The 14697-nt window shown below is 64.9% G+C and carries 13 protein-coding genes and 1 pseudogene; 12 read left to right on the top strand and 2 right to left on the bottom strand.

Going from position 1 to position 14697, the window contains the following annotated elements:
* The first annotated feature begins 15 nt into the window (after positions 1-15).
* The 5 genes and pseudogenes from EN845_RS19430 (at position 16) to EN845_RS19455 (ending at position 4804) form a co-directional block, all read left to right on the top strand.
* Positions 16-1320, top strand: coding sequence for an ABC transporter substrate-binding protein (locus tag EN845_RS19430; protein WP_127278104.1), 1305 nt, complete (start codon positions 16-18; stop codon positions 1318-1320).
* A gap of 221 nt (positions 1321-1541) precedes the next feature.
* Entirely contained in the window at positions 1542-2423 is an 882-nt protein-coding gene (locus tag EN845_RS19440) for a branched-chain amino acid ABC transporter permease (RefSeq protein ID WP_127871277.1), read from the top strand.
* Positions 2420-3382 (top strand): branched-chain amino acid ABC transporter permease, encoded by a 963-nt coding sequence (locus EN845_RS19445; RefSeq protein ID WP_127871278.1) that lies wholly within the window; start codon positions 2420-2422, stop codon positions 3380-3382. Before EN845_RS19440 ends, EN845_RS19445 begins: the two co-directional genes overlap by 4 nt.
* A pseudogene (locus tag EN845_RS19450) lies at positions 3379-4100 on the top strand (ABC transporter ATP-binding protein). Before EN845_RS19445 ends, EN845_RS19450 begins: the two are co-directional and overlap by 4 nt.
* Positions 4097-4804, top strand: a complete 708-nt coding sequence (locus EN845_RS19455; RefSeq protein ID WP_127278100.1) for an ABC transporter ATP-binding protein — start codon at positions 4097-4099, stop codon at positions 4802-4804. Before EN845_RS19450 ends, EN845_RS19455 begins: the two are co-directional and overlap by 4 nt.
* Here the strand turns inward: EN845_RS19455 and EN845_RS19460 are convergent, their stop codons facing one another.
* Together EN845_RS19460 and pncA are read right to left on the bottom strand one after the other, a co-directional pair.
* A complete protein-coding gene (locus tag EN845_RS19460) occupies positions 4805-6229 on the bottom strand; it encodes a sodium:proton antiporter (protein ID WP_167531397.1) in 1425 nt (474 codons plus the stop codon). It abuts the gene before it with no gap.
* Between the two features lie 28 nt (positions 6230-6257).
* Positions 6258-6872, bottom strand: coding sequence for a bifunctional nicotinamidase/pyrazinamidase (gene pncA, locus EN845_RS19465; protein ID WP_127871280.1), 615 nt, complete (start codon positions 6870-6872; stop codon positions 6258-6260).
* Positions 6873-7238: 366 nt separating this feature from the next.
* On the opposite strand from pncA, the gene EN845_RS19470 reads away from it, so the two are divergent.
* The 7 genes from EN845_RS19470 to EN845_RS19500 form a co-directional block, all read left to right on the top strand.
* Positions 7239-8093, top strand: coding sequence for a xanthine dehydrogenase family protein subunit M (locus tag EN845_RS19470; protein WP_127871281.1), 855 nt, complete (start codon positions 7239-7241; stop codon positions 8091-8093).
* 2 nt (positions 8094-8095) lie between these two features.
* Positions 8096-10843 carry a molybdopterin-dependent oxidoreductase gene (locus EN845_RS19475; RefSeq protein WP_167531405.1) on the top strand — a complete coding sequence of 916 codons (2748 nt, stop codon included), beginning with the start codon at positions 8096-8098 and terminating at the stop codon, positions 10841-10843.
* On the top strand, positions 10840-12381 hold the full coding sequence (locus EN845_RS19480) for a 6-hydroxynicotinate reductase (protein ID WP_127871283.1): 1542 nt from the start codon (positions 10840-10842) through the stop codon (positions 12379-12381). Before EN845_RS19475 ends, EN845_RS19480 begins: the two co-directional genes overlap by 4 nt.
* Complete coding sequence (locus EN845_RS19485; RefSeq protein ID WP_127871284.1) at positions 12381-13265, top strand: UPF0280 family protein; 885 nt, start codon at positions 12381-12383, stop codon at positions 13263-13265. Before EN845_RS19480 ends, EN845_RS19485 begins: the two co-directional genes overlap by 1 nt.
* Positions 13258-13842, top strand: a complete 585-nt coding sequence (locus EN845_RS19490; protein ID WP_127871285.1) for an amino acid synthesis family protein — start codon at positions 13258-13260, stop codon at positions 13840-13842. Before EN845_RS19485 ends, EN845_RS19490 begins: the two co-directional genes overlap by 8 nt.
* Positions 13839-14300 (top strand): MarR family transcriptional regulator, encoded by a 462-nt coding sequence (locus tag EN845_RS19495; RefSeq protein WP_127871286.1) that lies wholly within the window; start codon positions 13839-13841, stop codon positions 14298-14300. Before EN845_RS19490 ends, EN845_RS19495 begins: the two co-directional genes overlap by 4 nt.
* A gap of 219 nt (positions 14301-14519) precedes the next feature.
* Positions 14520-14697, top strand: a 178-nt coding sequence (locus EN845_RS19500) for a helix-turn-helix domain-containing protein (protein ID WP_281040976.1), incomplete at its 3' end; no start/stop codon positions are given.

The raw sequence follows: 14697 nt of genomic DNA on the forward strand, positions 1-14697 counted from the left end.
AACAGGGGAACGAACGTGACTGACAAGAACGGATTTTTCGACCTCTCCAAAACCACACTTACCCGCCGCAATGCGCTGAAGGGTCTCGCCGCCGGCGCCGGTCTCGCCATGGCGCCCGGCTTTGTCCGCTATTCCCAGGCGCAAAGCTCGGCGCCGATCAAGATCGGTTTCCAGTCGCACCGAACCGGCATCGGCGCCGCCTATGGCCGCTGGTATGAGAAGACCACCGCCGCCGCGATCAAGGCGATCAATGCCGCCGGCGGCATCAATGGCCGTCAGGTCGAGGTCATCATCGAGGATGACGGCACCGATCCTGGCCGCGGCGCCGAGGTGGTCGGCAAGTTCGCCACACAGCACAAGACCGACATCGTCTTCGGCACGCTGTTCTCGCATGTCGTCATCGGCTCGGCGCCCGCCGCCGGCGAAGCCAAGATGCCCTATTTCGTCGTCAGCGAAGGCCACCACGTCGCCTCGACCAAGCTCAACCGTTACGTCTTCCAGCCCGGCATCACCGATGTGAAGAGCCAGATCCAGTCGATGGCGCCGTGGATCGCCGCCAATGCCGGCAAGAAGGTGACGCAGATATTCCCCGATTTCGCCTTCGGCTACGACCATCGCGACTACCTGCCGCCGGCGCTGAAGGCGCAAGGCGCCGAGGTGATTGCCCAGATCGCCATTCCGCCGACGGAATCGTCCTTCACCAAATATTTCCCGCAGATCCCGGCCGAGACCGAGGTGATCTACCATGTCATGGTCGGACCGGCGGTGCTCACCTTCGTCAAGGAACTCGGCGAATTCTACGGCTCCAACCGGCCGCAATTGTTCGGTTTCATCGATTCGCTCGAAGCCACCGACATCAATAGCCCCGGCCTGGAATTCCTCGACGGCAGCCACTTTTGGGAGGGCTCGCCGCGCTATGCGCAACCGGATGATTCCGCCGCGCAGAAAGCCTATCGCGCCGCCGTCGGCATCGACGACAATGGCGCCGCTGTCGGCGATCCCAAGGATGTCTCCACCGCCGCGCACATGTTCGGCTGCTGGGAGACGCTCTACGTCGTCAAGAAGGCGATGGAAGACGCCGGCTACAAGGGACCGGAAGATCGCGCCAAGCTGGTCGAGGCGACCGAAGCGCTGAAGGAATTCGCCGAAGGGCCTGAGCATCCGCAAGGGCCGAAAACCTTCAACGGCAAGATTCATCAGTGCTTTGGCATCCAGAACATCTCCAAGGTCGAAGGCGGCAAGCTCAAGGTCGTGCACAAGACCAAGATCGAGGACGGGCTTTACGAGGCCGAAGGGGATTACACGACGCAGGCGCTGTAGGCGTTGCTTTTCCAGCAAGCGTGAGCGCCCAGGCCCCCCTCTCTGTCCTGCCGGACATCTCCCCCTCAAGGGGGGAGATTGGATTTTACGGCGGGTTTCGCCAATCGCAGACGATGGAAAAAAAGAGCCGTCGCAGGTACCGCCAATCTCCCCCCTTGAGGGGGAGATGTCCGGCAGGGCAGAGGGGGGCGCTTCGCGCCGCCCTATCAAGCGTGTAATCAATGCACTTCGGACCTCATCTCCTCCTGGCAACCCTCGAAGGCCTCGTCACCTCGGCCGTGCTGGCGCTGACGGCGCTGGGCTTGTCGCTGGTGTTCGGCGTCATGCGTGTCGTCAACGTCGCCCACGGCGAGTTCTTCATGCTCGGCGCCGTGCTTGCCTGGGCGATCACATCAGCAATCGGCGGCCACCCCGCGCTCGGCTTCCTGGCGGCGCTGGTGATCGCGCCACTGATCGTCGGCGCCGTCGCGGTGGTCGCCGAACGGCTGGTGCTGCGCCGGCTCAATTACAACCCTGAAGCCACCATCGTCGCCACCATCGGCATGCTCTACATCATCCAGCAGCTGGCGTTGACTTTCTATGGTCCCGAAGCGCGGCCGGTGGAGCCGCCCTTCAGCTATCGCATCCTTCTGCCGTGGTTCGGCTATTCCGGCTACAAGCTGTCGATCATCGCCGCATCCGCTGTCCTGTTGATCGCGACATGGCTGGTGCTGACGCGCACGAAGATCGGCCTCATCATGCGCGCCACGCAGTACGACAGCGAGACGGCGCAAGCCTTCGGCATCTCTGTCGGCCGCGTCTATGGCGGCGTCTTCGCGCTTGGCGCCATGCTGGCGGCGATCGCTGCGGTGCTGATCGTGCCGATCAGCCAGGCGCACTACCTGATGGGACAGGACCCGCTGCTCTTGTCCTTCATCGTCGTCATCATCGGCGGCCTCGGCTCGCTGCGCGGCACCGTCGTCGCCGCCGTGCTGATCGGCCTGTCCGACGGCATCATCTCGATGTTCTTCTCGCCGACCTTGGCCAAGATCATCGCCACGCTGCTGGTCGCCATGGTGCTGGTGTTCCGGCCGCAAGGCCTGTTCGGGACGGCATCGCGATGAGCGAAGCTTCGCCGGCAAAGGCCTACGCGCTGCATCTCGGCGCCATCGCCCTGCTCTTCGTGCTGAGCTTCCTTTTGCCGGAGTACTATCACGGCCTGCTCGCCCGCATCATGGTGCTGGCGGTCTTTGCCATGGGTTACAACATGCTGTTCGGCTATGTCGGCCTGCTCAGTTTGGGCCACGCCATGTTCTTCGGCGCCGGGCTCTATGGCGCCGGGCTCGCCGTCATCCAGCTCGGCTGGAGCGTGCCCGCGGCATTCGGCGCCGGTCTCGGTTGTGGTGCCGTCCTCTCCCTGATCATTGGCCTTCTGGCGCTGCGCACCACGGGTGTCGCCTTCATGATCGTCACCATGATGTTCGCCCAGGTGTTTTATCTCGCCATCCTCTATTTCGCGGCTTGGACCGGGGGCGACCAGGGCATGGTGGTGCCGCAGCCAGCGCGGGTCCTCTCTTTCGGTGCAACCTCGCTCGACCTCACCAACCCGACCGTGCGCTATATCTGCGCGCTGTCGCTGTTCTCGCTCGTGCTGCTGATCACGCTCGCCATCGTCCGGTCCCGCTATGGCCGCGTGTTGGTCGCCATCCGCGAGAACGAAGAACGCACGAAGATGCTGGGCTACGACACCTTCTCCAACAAGCTCGCCGCCGTCGTCGTCTCCGGCACGATCTGCGCTGCCTCGGGTGCCGCCTACGCGCTGCTGTTCGGCTATGTCGGCTCGAGCTTCGCCTCGGTGCAATACTCGATCCTGCCGCTGCTGTGGGTGCTGCTCGGGGGTGCCGCCACGACGCTCGGACCGCTGATCGGCACGCTGTTCATGTACTATGTCATCGACGTCACCAGCGGCTACACATCGGCCTATCTGCTGATCGTCGGCATCGCGCTGATCCTGCTGGTGCTGTTCTTCCCCAAGGGCATTCTCGGCAGCATCCGCCAGCGCTGGCTCGGGTGGTTGCCATGACGCCGCTTTTGACCACCAAGGGCCTGTCGCGCAATTTCGGCGGCCTGCGCGCCGTCGACAGCGTCGACTTCACCTTGATGCCCGGAGAAATCCGCGCCGTCATCGGGCCCAACGGGGCAGGACCACTTTCGTCAGCCTGGTCAGCGGCCGCATCCGGCCATCTTCGGGAGCGATCCTCTTCGACGGCGCTGACATCACCGGCCTGCCGGCCTATGTCAGGGTCCGCCAGGGCATCGCCTACACCTTCCAGATCACCAGCGTTTTCGCCAACCTGCCTGTCTACGACAATGTCGCGCTGCCGGTGCAGCGCACGTTGAGCGACGGCCGCTCGAAGGGTGCGGTGCGCGCCGGCGTCATGTCGGCGCTCGAACGCACCGGGCTGGCCGACCGCGCCCATATGCCGGCCGGGCAGTTGTCCTACGGGCATCAGCGATTGCTCGAAGTGGCGATGGGCCTGGCGCTGAAACCGCGCCTGCTGATCCTCGACGAGCCGACGCAAGGCCTTGCCGATAGCGAGATCGACAATTTCGTCGAACTGGTACGCGACATCGCCAAGAGCGCCACCGTGCTGCTGATCGAGCACAACATGCCTGTGGTCATGCATCTGGCCGACCGCATCACCGTCTTCAACGCCGGCAGGATCCTGGCCGAGGGCGCGCCCGAAGCGATCCGAAACGACGCGGCGGTGCAGGACGCCTATCTGGGGACCGCCCCATGACCGATGCATTGGTGATCTCGGGGCTGGACTGCTTCTATGGCGAGGTTCAGGTGCTCTACGGGCTCGATCTCGTGCTGAACAAGGGCGAGGTGCTGTGCCTGTTCGGCCGCAATGGCGCCGGCAAGACGACGACGCTGAAGGCGATCATGGGCCTGGTTCCCGCGAATGGCGGCTCGATCAGGCTCGCCGGCCGGGAGTTGACCGGCCTGCCGGCGCATGAAGTACCGAAGGCCGGCGTCGCCTATGTACCGCAGGGAAGGCGGCTGTTCGCCGAGATGACGGTGGCTGAAAACATCGAGATCGGGCTGATGGCGCGCGGCAAGGGCAAGGCGACGCGCGAGAACGTCCTCGACCTTTTCCCGCTGCTGCGCCAGCGGCTGCGGCAGCGCTCCGGCACCTTGTCCGGCGGCGAGCAGCAGATGCTGGCCATGGCGCGTGCGCTCTGTCTCGAGCCGCAGGTGCTTTTGCTCGATGAGCCGACCGAAGGGTTGATGCCGTCCATGATCGCCAAGATCCGCGAGACTGTATCGAAGCTGCGCGAGCTGGGCGTCTCCACCATCCTGGTCGAGCAGCGGGTCGACGCTGTGTTGTCGGTCGCCGACCGCGTCTCGTTCATCGAGAACGGCCGCAACCGCGAGACCGTCGATGTCGAGGCCCTGCGCGCCGACCCGTCGGCGGTCAGGCGCTATGTCGGCGTCGGCTGATCAACCGAGAAACAGAAAGCCGGCGATCAAGAAGGTCGGAATTAGCACCAGCCCGGACCACAGCATATAGCCGAAGAAGCCGGGCATCTTGACGCCGCGGTGCCTGGCAATGGCATAGACCATGAAGTTGGGCGCGTTGCCGATATAGGTGTTGGCGCCCATGAACACGGCGCCCGCCGAGATCGCGGCAAGCGTCGAGGCGAACTCCGTCATCAGGTGTTGGGGGTCGCCGCCGGCCAGCTCGAAAAACACCAGATAGGTCGGCGCATTGTCTAGGAAGGACGACAGCGCCCCGGTCAGCCAGAAATAGGCGAGGTCGTTGGGCGTGCCTTGCGCCGAGGTGACGAGCGCGACCAGCGGCGCTAGCGCGCCGTCATGGCCGGCTCTCAAAATGGCGACGACCGGAACGATGCAGATGAAGATGCCGGCAAACAACTTGGCCACTTCCGCGATCGGTCCCCAGTTGAAGCCGTTTGCTCGGCGGTGGCTCTTGTGGGAGAGGGGGAGCGATAGCAGGGCCAGCGCGAGGATGATCGCGTCGCGTACCAGGTTCTGCAGTTCGAGACCGACGCCGAACACGGAAAAGCTCACGCCTGGCCTCCAGGCCGCCGACAGCAGGATGGCGCCGATCACACCGGCCAGCAGCGGGAGGTTGGCCAGGCCGCGCAGGCGCACCTTCGTATCCGGTGTTGGATCCTTGATCTTCGGCGCGCCAGCCTCGCGCCGGTGCAGGATGAGGTCGATCGCCAGGAAGACGGCGAGCACGACCACCACGACGAACAGCGTCTCGCGCCAGAGATTGGCGGTCGTCCAGAAGAAATCGACGCCGCGCAGGAAGCCGACGAACAGCGGCGGGTCGCCGAGCGGCGTCAGCGAGCCGCCAATGTTGGACACCAGGAAAATGAAGAAGATGACGACATGGGCATTGAAAGGCCTGTTGTCGTTGGCGCGCAGGATCGGCCGGATCAGGATCATCGAGGCGCCCGTCGTGCCGATCACCGAGGCAAGCGCCGCCCCGACGACCAGCAGTCCGGCATTGACCAGCGGTGTCCCGTGGATGTTGCCGGCAAGCAGGATGCCGCCTGAAATCGTGTAGAGCGCAAACAGCAGGACAATGAACGACATGTATTCGGTAAGCAGCGCGTGCAGCACCGCCTCGGTTGCCGCCGGGGCGCCGAAGGCGACCGCGAGCGGCACGATCACCAGCGCCGCCCACAAGGCAGCGATCTTGCCGTAGTGGTGTTCCCAGACATGGTGGAACAGCAGCGGACCGGTGGCGATCGACAGGAGCAGTCCGGCAAAAGGCAGCGCCCACCAGAGCGACATGGCGGCGCCCGGCAGGCCATGCTCTTCGGCGGCGAAGGCCGATACCGGAAACAGCAACGCGACGATGATCACGCCGGCCGCCCCGATCGCCATCGGCATGCATCCCCCTCTGCCCGCCACGGTGCGGTCAGTCCGACGTATGATCTTCGAGCGTCACGCCGGCGTCGCGCATTCTCGCCAGCATTGTCTCGAGCGATCCGTTGAGATCGATGCCACGGCAGGCATCGAGCCTGACCGTGGTTCTAAACCCCTGTTTGACCGCATCCAGCGCCGAGAAGGCGACGCAGAAATCGGTCGCCAGGCCGACCAGGATCAGCGTGTCGATGCCGCGTTCCCGGAGATAACCGGCGAGTCCGGTGGGCGTCGCGTGATCGTTCTCGAAGAAGGCGGAGTAACTGTCGATGGCGGGACGAAATCCCTTGCGGATGACGAGTTCGGCCTTGGTCCAGGCCAGCCCCGAGTGGAAATCCGAACCGAGACTGCCCTGGATGCAATGGTCCGGCCACAAGGTCTGCGCACCGTATGGCATTTCGATCGTCGAATAGGGCTGCGAACCCGGATGGCTGGAGGCAAAGCTGGAATGGCCGGCGGGGTGCCAGTCCTGCGTCAGCACGACATGGTCGGTTCGCCGGATCATGTCGTTGACCAGCGGCACGATCTCGTCGCCGCCGGCAACGGCCAGCGCGCCGCCCGGGCAAAAGTCGTTCTGCAGGTCGATGACAACGAGCGCTTCGTCGGCCATGGAGTTTCCTTCCTGTCAGGCTGCGGTCGGGCTCCGAATGAGGCGCCCGGCGAAAGAAGAAGCCGCTGGCGCGACCGGAGGGAGAAACTTGACCAGATGGCGGGCCGCGTCAACCTCCAGCGGAATAACAAATACGTGGCGATGCCCGCCACATGGGCACCGGCGTAAACTCTGGCTTTGACAAATTCCGCCGTCTTGATATCATTTGCATACGAATGAATTTTCTGGATCGAAAGCCGGCAGGATATTCCCAGGCAAAACGTCTTGGGAGGGCCGATCTCGGGGAAGGCCCCATCTTGTTGGGAAAGCCCATTTTGTTGGGAAGGCCATCTTACTGGGAAGGCCCATCTTATTGGGAAGGAAAGCGTGATCCGTTACGCGAAACCCACCACGGTCGACGAGGCGCTCGCGCTGCTTGGCGGCGGCACCTGGCGCATTCTTGCCGGCGGCACGGATTTCTATCCGGTACAGGGAAGCAAGCCGTTTCGCGACAATGTCCTCGATGTCAACGGCCTGACAACGCTGCGCGGCATCGCCGAAACCGCCAGCCACTGGATCGTCGGCGCGCGCACGACATGGACCGATGTCATCCGCCACCCCTTGCCGCCAGCCTTTGACGCCTTGAAACAGGCGGCGCGGGAGGTCGGCTCGGCGCAGATCCAGAACGTCGCCTCGGTCGCCGGCAATCTCTGCAACGCTTCACCGGCCGCCGATGGTGTGCCGGGCCTGCTCGTGCTCGACGCCGAGGTAGAACTGCGCTCGGTGGCGGCGACACGCTATCTGCCCTTGTCGCAGTTCATCCTCGGCAACCGCCGTACCGCCTTGCAGCCTGGCGAGATGGTGACTGCCATCCGCGTGCCGAAACCCTCCGGCACATCGGCCTTCGTCAAGCTCGGCGCCCGGCGTTATCTCGTCATCTCCATCGCCATGGTGGCGGCGCGTCTGGTTGTCGAGAACGGCACTGTCGCGGATGCGGCCGTGGCCGTCGGCTCGTGTTCCGCCGTCGCCAGGCGGTTGCCCGGGGTCGAGACGGCGCTGCGCGGGCTTGCCGTGGGCGCCGGGCTTGTCGCCGCGGTCCGGTCGGCGCCGATGACTGAGCTGTCGCCGATCGGCGATGTGCGCGGCAGCGCCGAATACAGGCTGGACGCGGTGCGCGAGATCGTTGCCCACGCCGTGCTCGCGGCCACGGAGACGCCAGCAGGCGACAAGGTGGCCGCATGAGCATGGATCGCGCCGATATCGCTTTCGCGGTCAATGGCGCCGCTGTCTCGGTCAACGTGCCGCCGCTGCGTAGGCTGTCTTCGGTATTGCGCGATGAATTGCGGCTGACCGGCACCAAGGTCGGCTGCGATGCCGGCGACTGCGGCGCCTGCACGGTGCTGGTCGACGGCGATCCCGTCTGCGCCTGCCTGATGCCGGCTGCCTCGGCCGCTGGCACCGCGGTGACGACGGTCGAAGGACTGGCCAATGGCCGGCTGTCGGCGTTGCAAGCCTCGTTCCTGGCGCATGGCGCCGCGCAATGCGGCATCTGCACGCCGGCGCTGCTGGTCGCGGCAACCGCGCTGCTGGACACGAAACCCAGGCCGACCGAGACCGAGGTGCAGGATGCGCTGGGCGGCATCCTCTGCCGCTGCACCGGCTACCGGAAGATCATCGCGGCGGTGATGGAGGCTTCCCTCCAGACCGCGAGCCTGGATTTCCGTCTGCCTCGGTCCGGCCACGCCATTGGCGCGTCACCGGTCAGGCTCGACGGCGTGCCAAAGGTGACCGGGGCCGAGAAATTCGGCGGCGATTCCTTCCCGGTCGATGCGCTTGCGGTGCTGGTGGTCCGCTCGCCGCACTATCATGCAAAGTTCGATTTCGGCGACCTCGACGGCTGGGCCAAGGCGCATCCAGGCATCGTGGGCGTTTTCACGGCCGCCGACATCCCGGGAAAAAACTGTTTCGGCGTTATCGGCCCATTCGCCGACCAGCCGGCGCTGGCCGAAGGCTTTGCCCGGCTTCGCGGCGAGGCGGTCGCCCTGGTCGCCGGCGAGCGAGAGGCGATCCTCGATCTCGATCTGTCGGATTTCCCTATCCGCTGGACCGAACTGCCGCATGTTCTCCAGCCTCGTGACGCGCAGGCCGAGGGTGCTGCGCTGATCCACGGCAACCGGCCGGACAACCTGCTGACCAAGGGCTTTGTCGAACGCGGCGATCCCGAGGCGGCACTTGCCAATGCGGCCGTCACCGCGAGCGGCGCGATCGACACCTCCTATGTCGAGCACGCCTATATCGAACCGGAAGCCGGCTATGCATATGTCGACGGCGACACGCTTGTCGTCGTCGCCTGCACCCAGGCGCCTTACATGGACCGTGACGACACCGCGAAAGTGCTCGGCCTTGCCGTCAACAAGGTGCGCATCGTGCCGACCGCGACCGGTGGCGGCTTTGGCTCCAAGCTCGACGTTTCCTTGCAGCCTCTGATCGGCCTCGTCGCCATCAAGACGGGACGGCCCGCGGCCCTTGCCTACACCCGCAACGAATCGATGATGTCGACCACCAAGCGCCATCCGGCGCAGATGAAGGCCACCATCGGTGCCGCCTCCGACGGCTACGTCACCGGCATGGTCTTTACCGGCGATTTCAACACCGGCGCCTATGCCAGCTGGGGTCCGACGGTCGCCAACCGCGTGCCGGTGCATGCCTCCGGCCCTTATCTCACGCCCAACTATCGTGCCGAGGGCCGCGCCATCCACACCCATGGTCCGATTGCCGGCGCCTTCCGTGGCTTCGGCGTGCCGCAGGCGACGATCATGCAGGAGACGCTCTATGACGAGCTTGCGGGCAAGCTCGGCATGGATCGGCTAGACTTTCGCCTGAAGAACTGCCTTCGGAACGGCTCCGAAACGGTTACCGGGCAGCTTCTGGTGTCTGGCGTCGGCATCGCCGAATGCCTCGAAGCGCTGCGGCTGCACTGGGCGCGGGCGACGGCCGACGCGGATACTTTCAACAGCACCAGCATAGATAGAAAGCGCGGTGTCGGCGTCGCGTGCTGCTGGTATGGTTGCGGCAACACCTCGCTTCCCAATCCGTCGACCATCAGGGTAGGCATCGCGCCATCGGGCGACGTCATCCTGCACCAGGGCGCCGTCGATATCGGCCAGGGGTCCAACACCGTCATTACGCAGATCTGCGCCGACGCGCTCGGCCTGCCGCTGGAGAAATTCCAGCTGAAGAGCGCCGATACGGCAATCAGCCCAGACGCCGGCAAGACTTCGGCCTCGCGACAGACTTTCGTGACCGGCAAGGCGGCTGAAAAGGCTGGGCGGGCCCTTCGCGAAAAAATCCTGCGCTTTGCCAATGTCTCGGATAGGGCTTCCCTTAAATTGGATGGCGCGGTGATCGTCATCCGCGAAGGCGAGGCGACACGCCGCATCGACCTTGCCGCGCTCGATGCGAATGCCGACGGCTTCGTCTTCCGCGCCGAAGAGACATACGATCCGCCGACGCTGCCCCTCGATGCCAAGGGCCAGGGCAAACCCTATGCGGTCTATGGCTATGGCGCGCAGATTGCCGAACTTGAGGTCGACCTCAAACTCGGCACTGTCAGGCTGATCAAGATCACGGCGGCGCATGACGTCGGCAAGGCGATCAATCCGTTGCTGGTCGAGGGCCAGATCGAAGGCGGCATCGCGCAAGGCATCGGCATGGCGTTGATGGAAGAATATGTTCCCGGGCGCACCGAGAACCTGCACGACTATCTCATCCCGACCATTGGCGACGTGCCCCCGATCGAGACCATCCTTATCGAGGTGCCCGATCCCGAAGGGCCGTTCGGCGCCAAGGGCCTGGGCGAGCACGTGCTGATCCCGACGGCGCCGGCGATCCTCAACGCCATCCGCCACGCCACCGGCGTGCTGGTCACCAAGGTGCCGGCAACGCCAAGCCGCATCCTGGCGGCCATCCGCGAGAAGGAGGCACGCGCATGAGCGAGCTTGCCGAACGCTTCCAAACCCATGATCCCGGCGAGAAGCTGGTGGCGCAGAAGATCCGCTGCGATGCCTGTCCCGTCATGTGCTACATCGCCGACGGCCGCACCGGCGCTTGCGACCGCTATGGCAATGTCGCGGGCCGGATCGTGCGCATGGACCCGCTGACCATCCTCGACCATGCGGCCGAGACCGGCGCTGCCATGGTGCCCTTTGTCGCCGAGGGCGAGCAGTGGGACGGCGAACTCATCAACACCGGCCGCCGCTTCGTCACGGCAATCGGCGCCGGCACCACCTATCCCGACTACAAGCCTGCTCCCTTCATCGTCAGCCAGGAGGTCGAGGGCGTCGATCTCGTCACGGTGGTGACCGAAGGCATCTTCTCCTACTGCGGCGTCAAGGTGAAGATCGACACCGATCGTCATATCGGACCCGAAACGGCTGTCGTGCGGGCCGAAGGCGAGGCCATCGGCCATGTCACGACGGGCGAATACGGTTCGCAGATGCTGTCGCTGGGCGGCGTGCATCATCTGACCGGCGGTTCCAAGGCGGAAGGCCGCGCCACCTGTGACGCCTTGCTCAATTTGTGCAACCGCAAACCGGTGGAACTCAGCATAGACGGCGGCGCCACGGTCATCGTCGAAGCCGGCAAACCCCCCGTCATCGACGGCAAGCAGGAACACCGCATGCGGGTCGGCTGCGGCTCGGCCACGATCGGCATGTTTGCCACGCAATGGCGCGGGCTGGTCGACGAGGTCGTGGTGGTCGACGATCACATCACCGGTGTCGTCTCCGAACACCAGGCCGGCAAGGTGCTGGGCTGGCAGGATACGGGCATCAAGATCGTTGGCCGCCGCTCGACACCGGGCCGCTATTTCAAAGTGTCCGAGCCAGGCCTCGGCTGGGGCGGCACCAGCATTTCAGATCCGCTGTCGATACTCGGCGAATGGAACGCCAAGAAGGGCGCGCGCCCGGGCCTGTCGCTGCTGATGGTTTCGACCACCGGCGAGCAGTTCGCCTATTACGAGCTCGATGACGACCTGAAGCCGGTCGAAAAACCGTTTCCGGAACGGCTTAGGAAATCGGTCAACCTGATCGAGGACAATTGCGAGCCGGCCTTGTGCACCGTGCTGTTCATCGGCGGCGCCGGCGGGTCGCTGCGCGCCGGCGTCACCGAAAACCCGGTCAATCTCACCCGTTCGGTGCAAGGCCTGACTACCTATGTCACCGTTGGCGGCGCCCCGGTCTATGTCTGGCCGGGCGGCGGCATCACGCTGATGGTCGATGTCACCAGGGTTCCGGAAGGCGCCTTCGGCTATGTGCCGACGCCGGCGCTGGTGGCGCCGATCGAGTTCACGCTGCGTCGCGACGACTATGTCAGGCTCGGCGGCTACGAGGCGGAGATCCGCAGCGTTGCGGACATCGTCGCCAAAGGCGGCGAGTATCTCAATCCCCGACGCGGCACAGGCGCCGCAACCCAAAATCCATGGCCGCCGCTGGCGCAATTGCGCCGCGTGGGTCCGAACGGGGCGGGGTGATGGAAGATCCGCAAGCGCACTGGCTGCAGGACGGCAAGCGGCTGCATCTCAACCATGGGCCGATCGACCTGATCGTCGAGGCCTTTGGCGAGGCTGATGAGTGTCGCGCCGCCTACGTCCAGGCCGTCGCGCGCTTCCAAACGATCCTGATCGAGCTGGTCGAGGAGCTTCCCGAATTGCGGCTCCCTGCATTTTTCTTGGCGCCGCGAACCTTCGCCGGCCCGACGGCGCGCCGCATGGAAGCAGCCGTCATGCCCATGGCGGAATGCTTCATCACACCGATGGCCGCCGTTGCCGGGTCGGTAGCCGACGAAATGCTTGCCGCGCTGCTTGCCGGACGCAAGCTCGATCGCGCCTATGTCAACAATGGCGGCGACAGCGCCCTCCACATCGGCAAGGGCCGCTCGATGGGATTGGCGGTCGCCGGCACCGGCAACGGCATGGCCGACCGGATCACGATCCGCGCGCAGGATGGCGTGCGTGGCGTTGCAACCAGCGGCTGGCGTGGCCGCTCCTTCTCGCTTGGCATTGCCGACGCCGTCACCGTGCTGGCGCGGACCGGCGCGGAGGCCGATGCGGCGGCAACGCTCATAGCCAACGCGGTAGACCTGCCCGGCAATCCCGCCATCAGGCGCGTTCCCGCACGCGACCTGTCGCCCGACAGCGATCTTGGCGCGCGGCTGGTGACGCAAGGCGTCGGCACGCTTGCGCCTGATGAGGTGGCACGCGCGCTGGACAATGGCCTTGCCGTCGCCGAAGATTTTCGCCGGCGCGGCCTGATTGCAGCATCGGCGCTGTTTCTTGGCGGGGAGGCCCGCATCAGCGGCTCCGTTGCACTCGGCGCGCCCACCAAGCATGAACCGGAGGAAGTTGCCCATGCCTGAATTTCCGATCCGCAAGATCGCGGTGCTGAGCGAGGAGATCTTCCACGACGGGGGACCGGCCGCCGCCGTGCCGCGCCGGCGTGCCGCTGCCATGGCCGTGGTCAGGAACCCGTTCGCCGGGCGTTATGTCGAGGATCTGCAAAGCGCCATGGACGATCTGAAGCCGCTCGGCCTGCTGCTCGCCGACCGGCTGATCGCCGCCCTCGGCGGCGACATCAAACAGATCGACGGCTACGGCAAGGGCGCCATCGTCGGAAGCGCGGGCGAGCTGGAACATGGCGCGCTGTGGCATGTGCCGGGTGGCTATGCGATGCGCGAGCGGCTGGGCGATGCCAAGGCGATCGTGCCGTCGGCCAAGAAGGTCGGCGCCTTCGGCTCAAAGCTCGACGTGCCGCTCGGCCACATCAACGCCGCCTATGTGCGCAGCCATTTCGACGCCATGGAAGTCGGCATCAGTGACGGCCCGCGTCCCGACGAGATCCTGTTCTGCCTCGCCATGACCTGCGGCCCGCGCGTCCATAATCGGATGGGTGGCCTCGCTGCGGATGACATAAAAGCCTGGGACGGGCTGCGGTGAGCGGCGAGGACAACCTGCTCAAGCTGGTCGAGGCCGAAGAGGCCGACGATCACGACTACCTCCTGCAGGAGCAGGTAGGCTTCATTCTGCGCAAGGCGCACCAGCGCCATGTTTCGATCTTCGCTGCCCGTATCGCCGATCTGACGCCGCCGCAATTCGCCGCACTCGCCAAGTTGCGCGACGTTGGCGAAACTTCGCAGAACCAGCTCGGCACGCTGATCGCCATGGACGCGGCGACGGTGAAAGGCGTTATCGACCGGCTGAAGGCGCGTGGCCTGGTCGAGCTTTCCAGGCATGAGGTCGACAAAAGGCGGCTGCTGGTAAACCTGACGCCGGAGGGCCGCGACGCGATCGAGCGCCTGATCCCGCTGGCCCGCGAGATCACGCTGGAGACCCTGGCGCCGCTCTCGGCCAAGGAGATCGTCACCTTCATGAAGCTGCTAGCCAAGCTGGCGTAGATGCGGACCTTACCAGCCTGCAGAAGCTGGTCACCGAAACGATTGAGTTGAGTAGAATTGGTTGGTCTGCGCTGCCCCTCATTGTCCTGCCGGACATTTCTCCCGTATAGGGACGGGGAGAAAGGCGCTGTCATCGACGGCTTCGCTAGAGCGGTTCCTGTTTTGAGAGAATCGTAGGATTCCCAAAGCAGCTGGTTTGTGATTCAAGATGCTGGCTGGATTGGAGGCCAGCATCTGATGACGCGAGCGCTTTCAAACGATCTTCGTGAACGTGTTGTTGAAGCAGTTGGCGCAGGCGAGAATTGCCGTACCGTGGCATCGCGCTTTGGCGTTGCGGTTTCCTCTGTAGTGAAGTGGTCGCAGCGTTACCGTGCCACCGGCTCGGTGGCGCCGGGCA

The organism is Mesorhizobium sp. M8A.F.Ca.ET.202.01.1.1 (genome assembly GCF_004791595.1).
Taxonomy (GTDB): Bacteria; Pseudomonadota; Alphaproteobacteria; order Rhizobiales; family Rhizobiaceae; genus Mesorhizobium.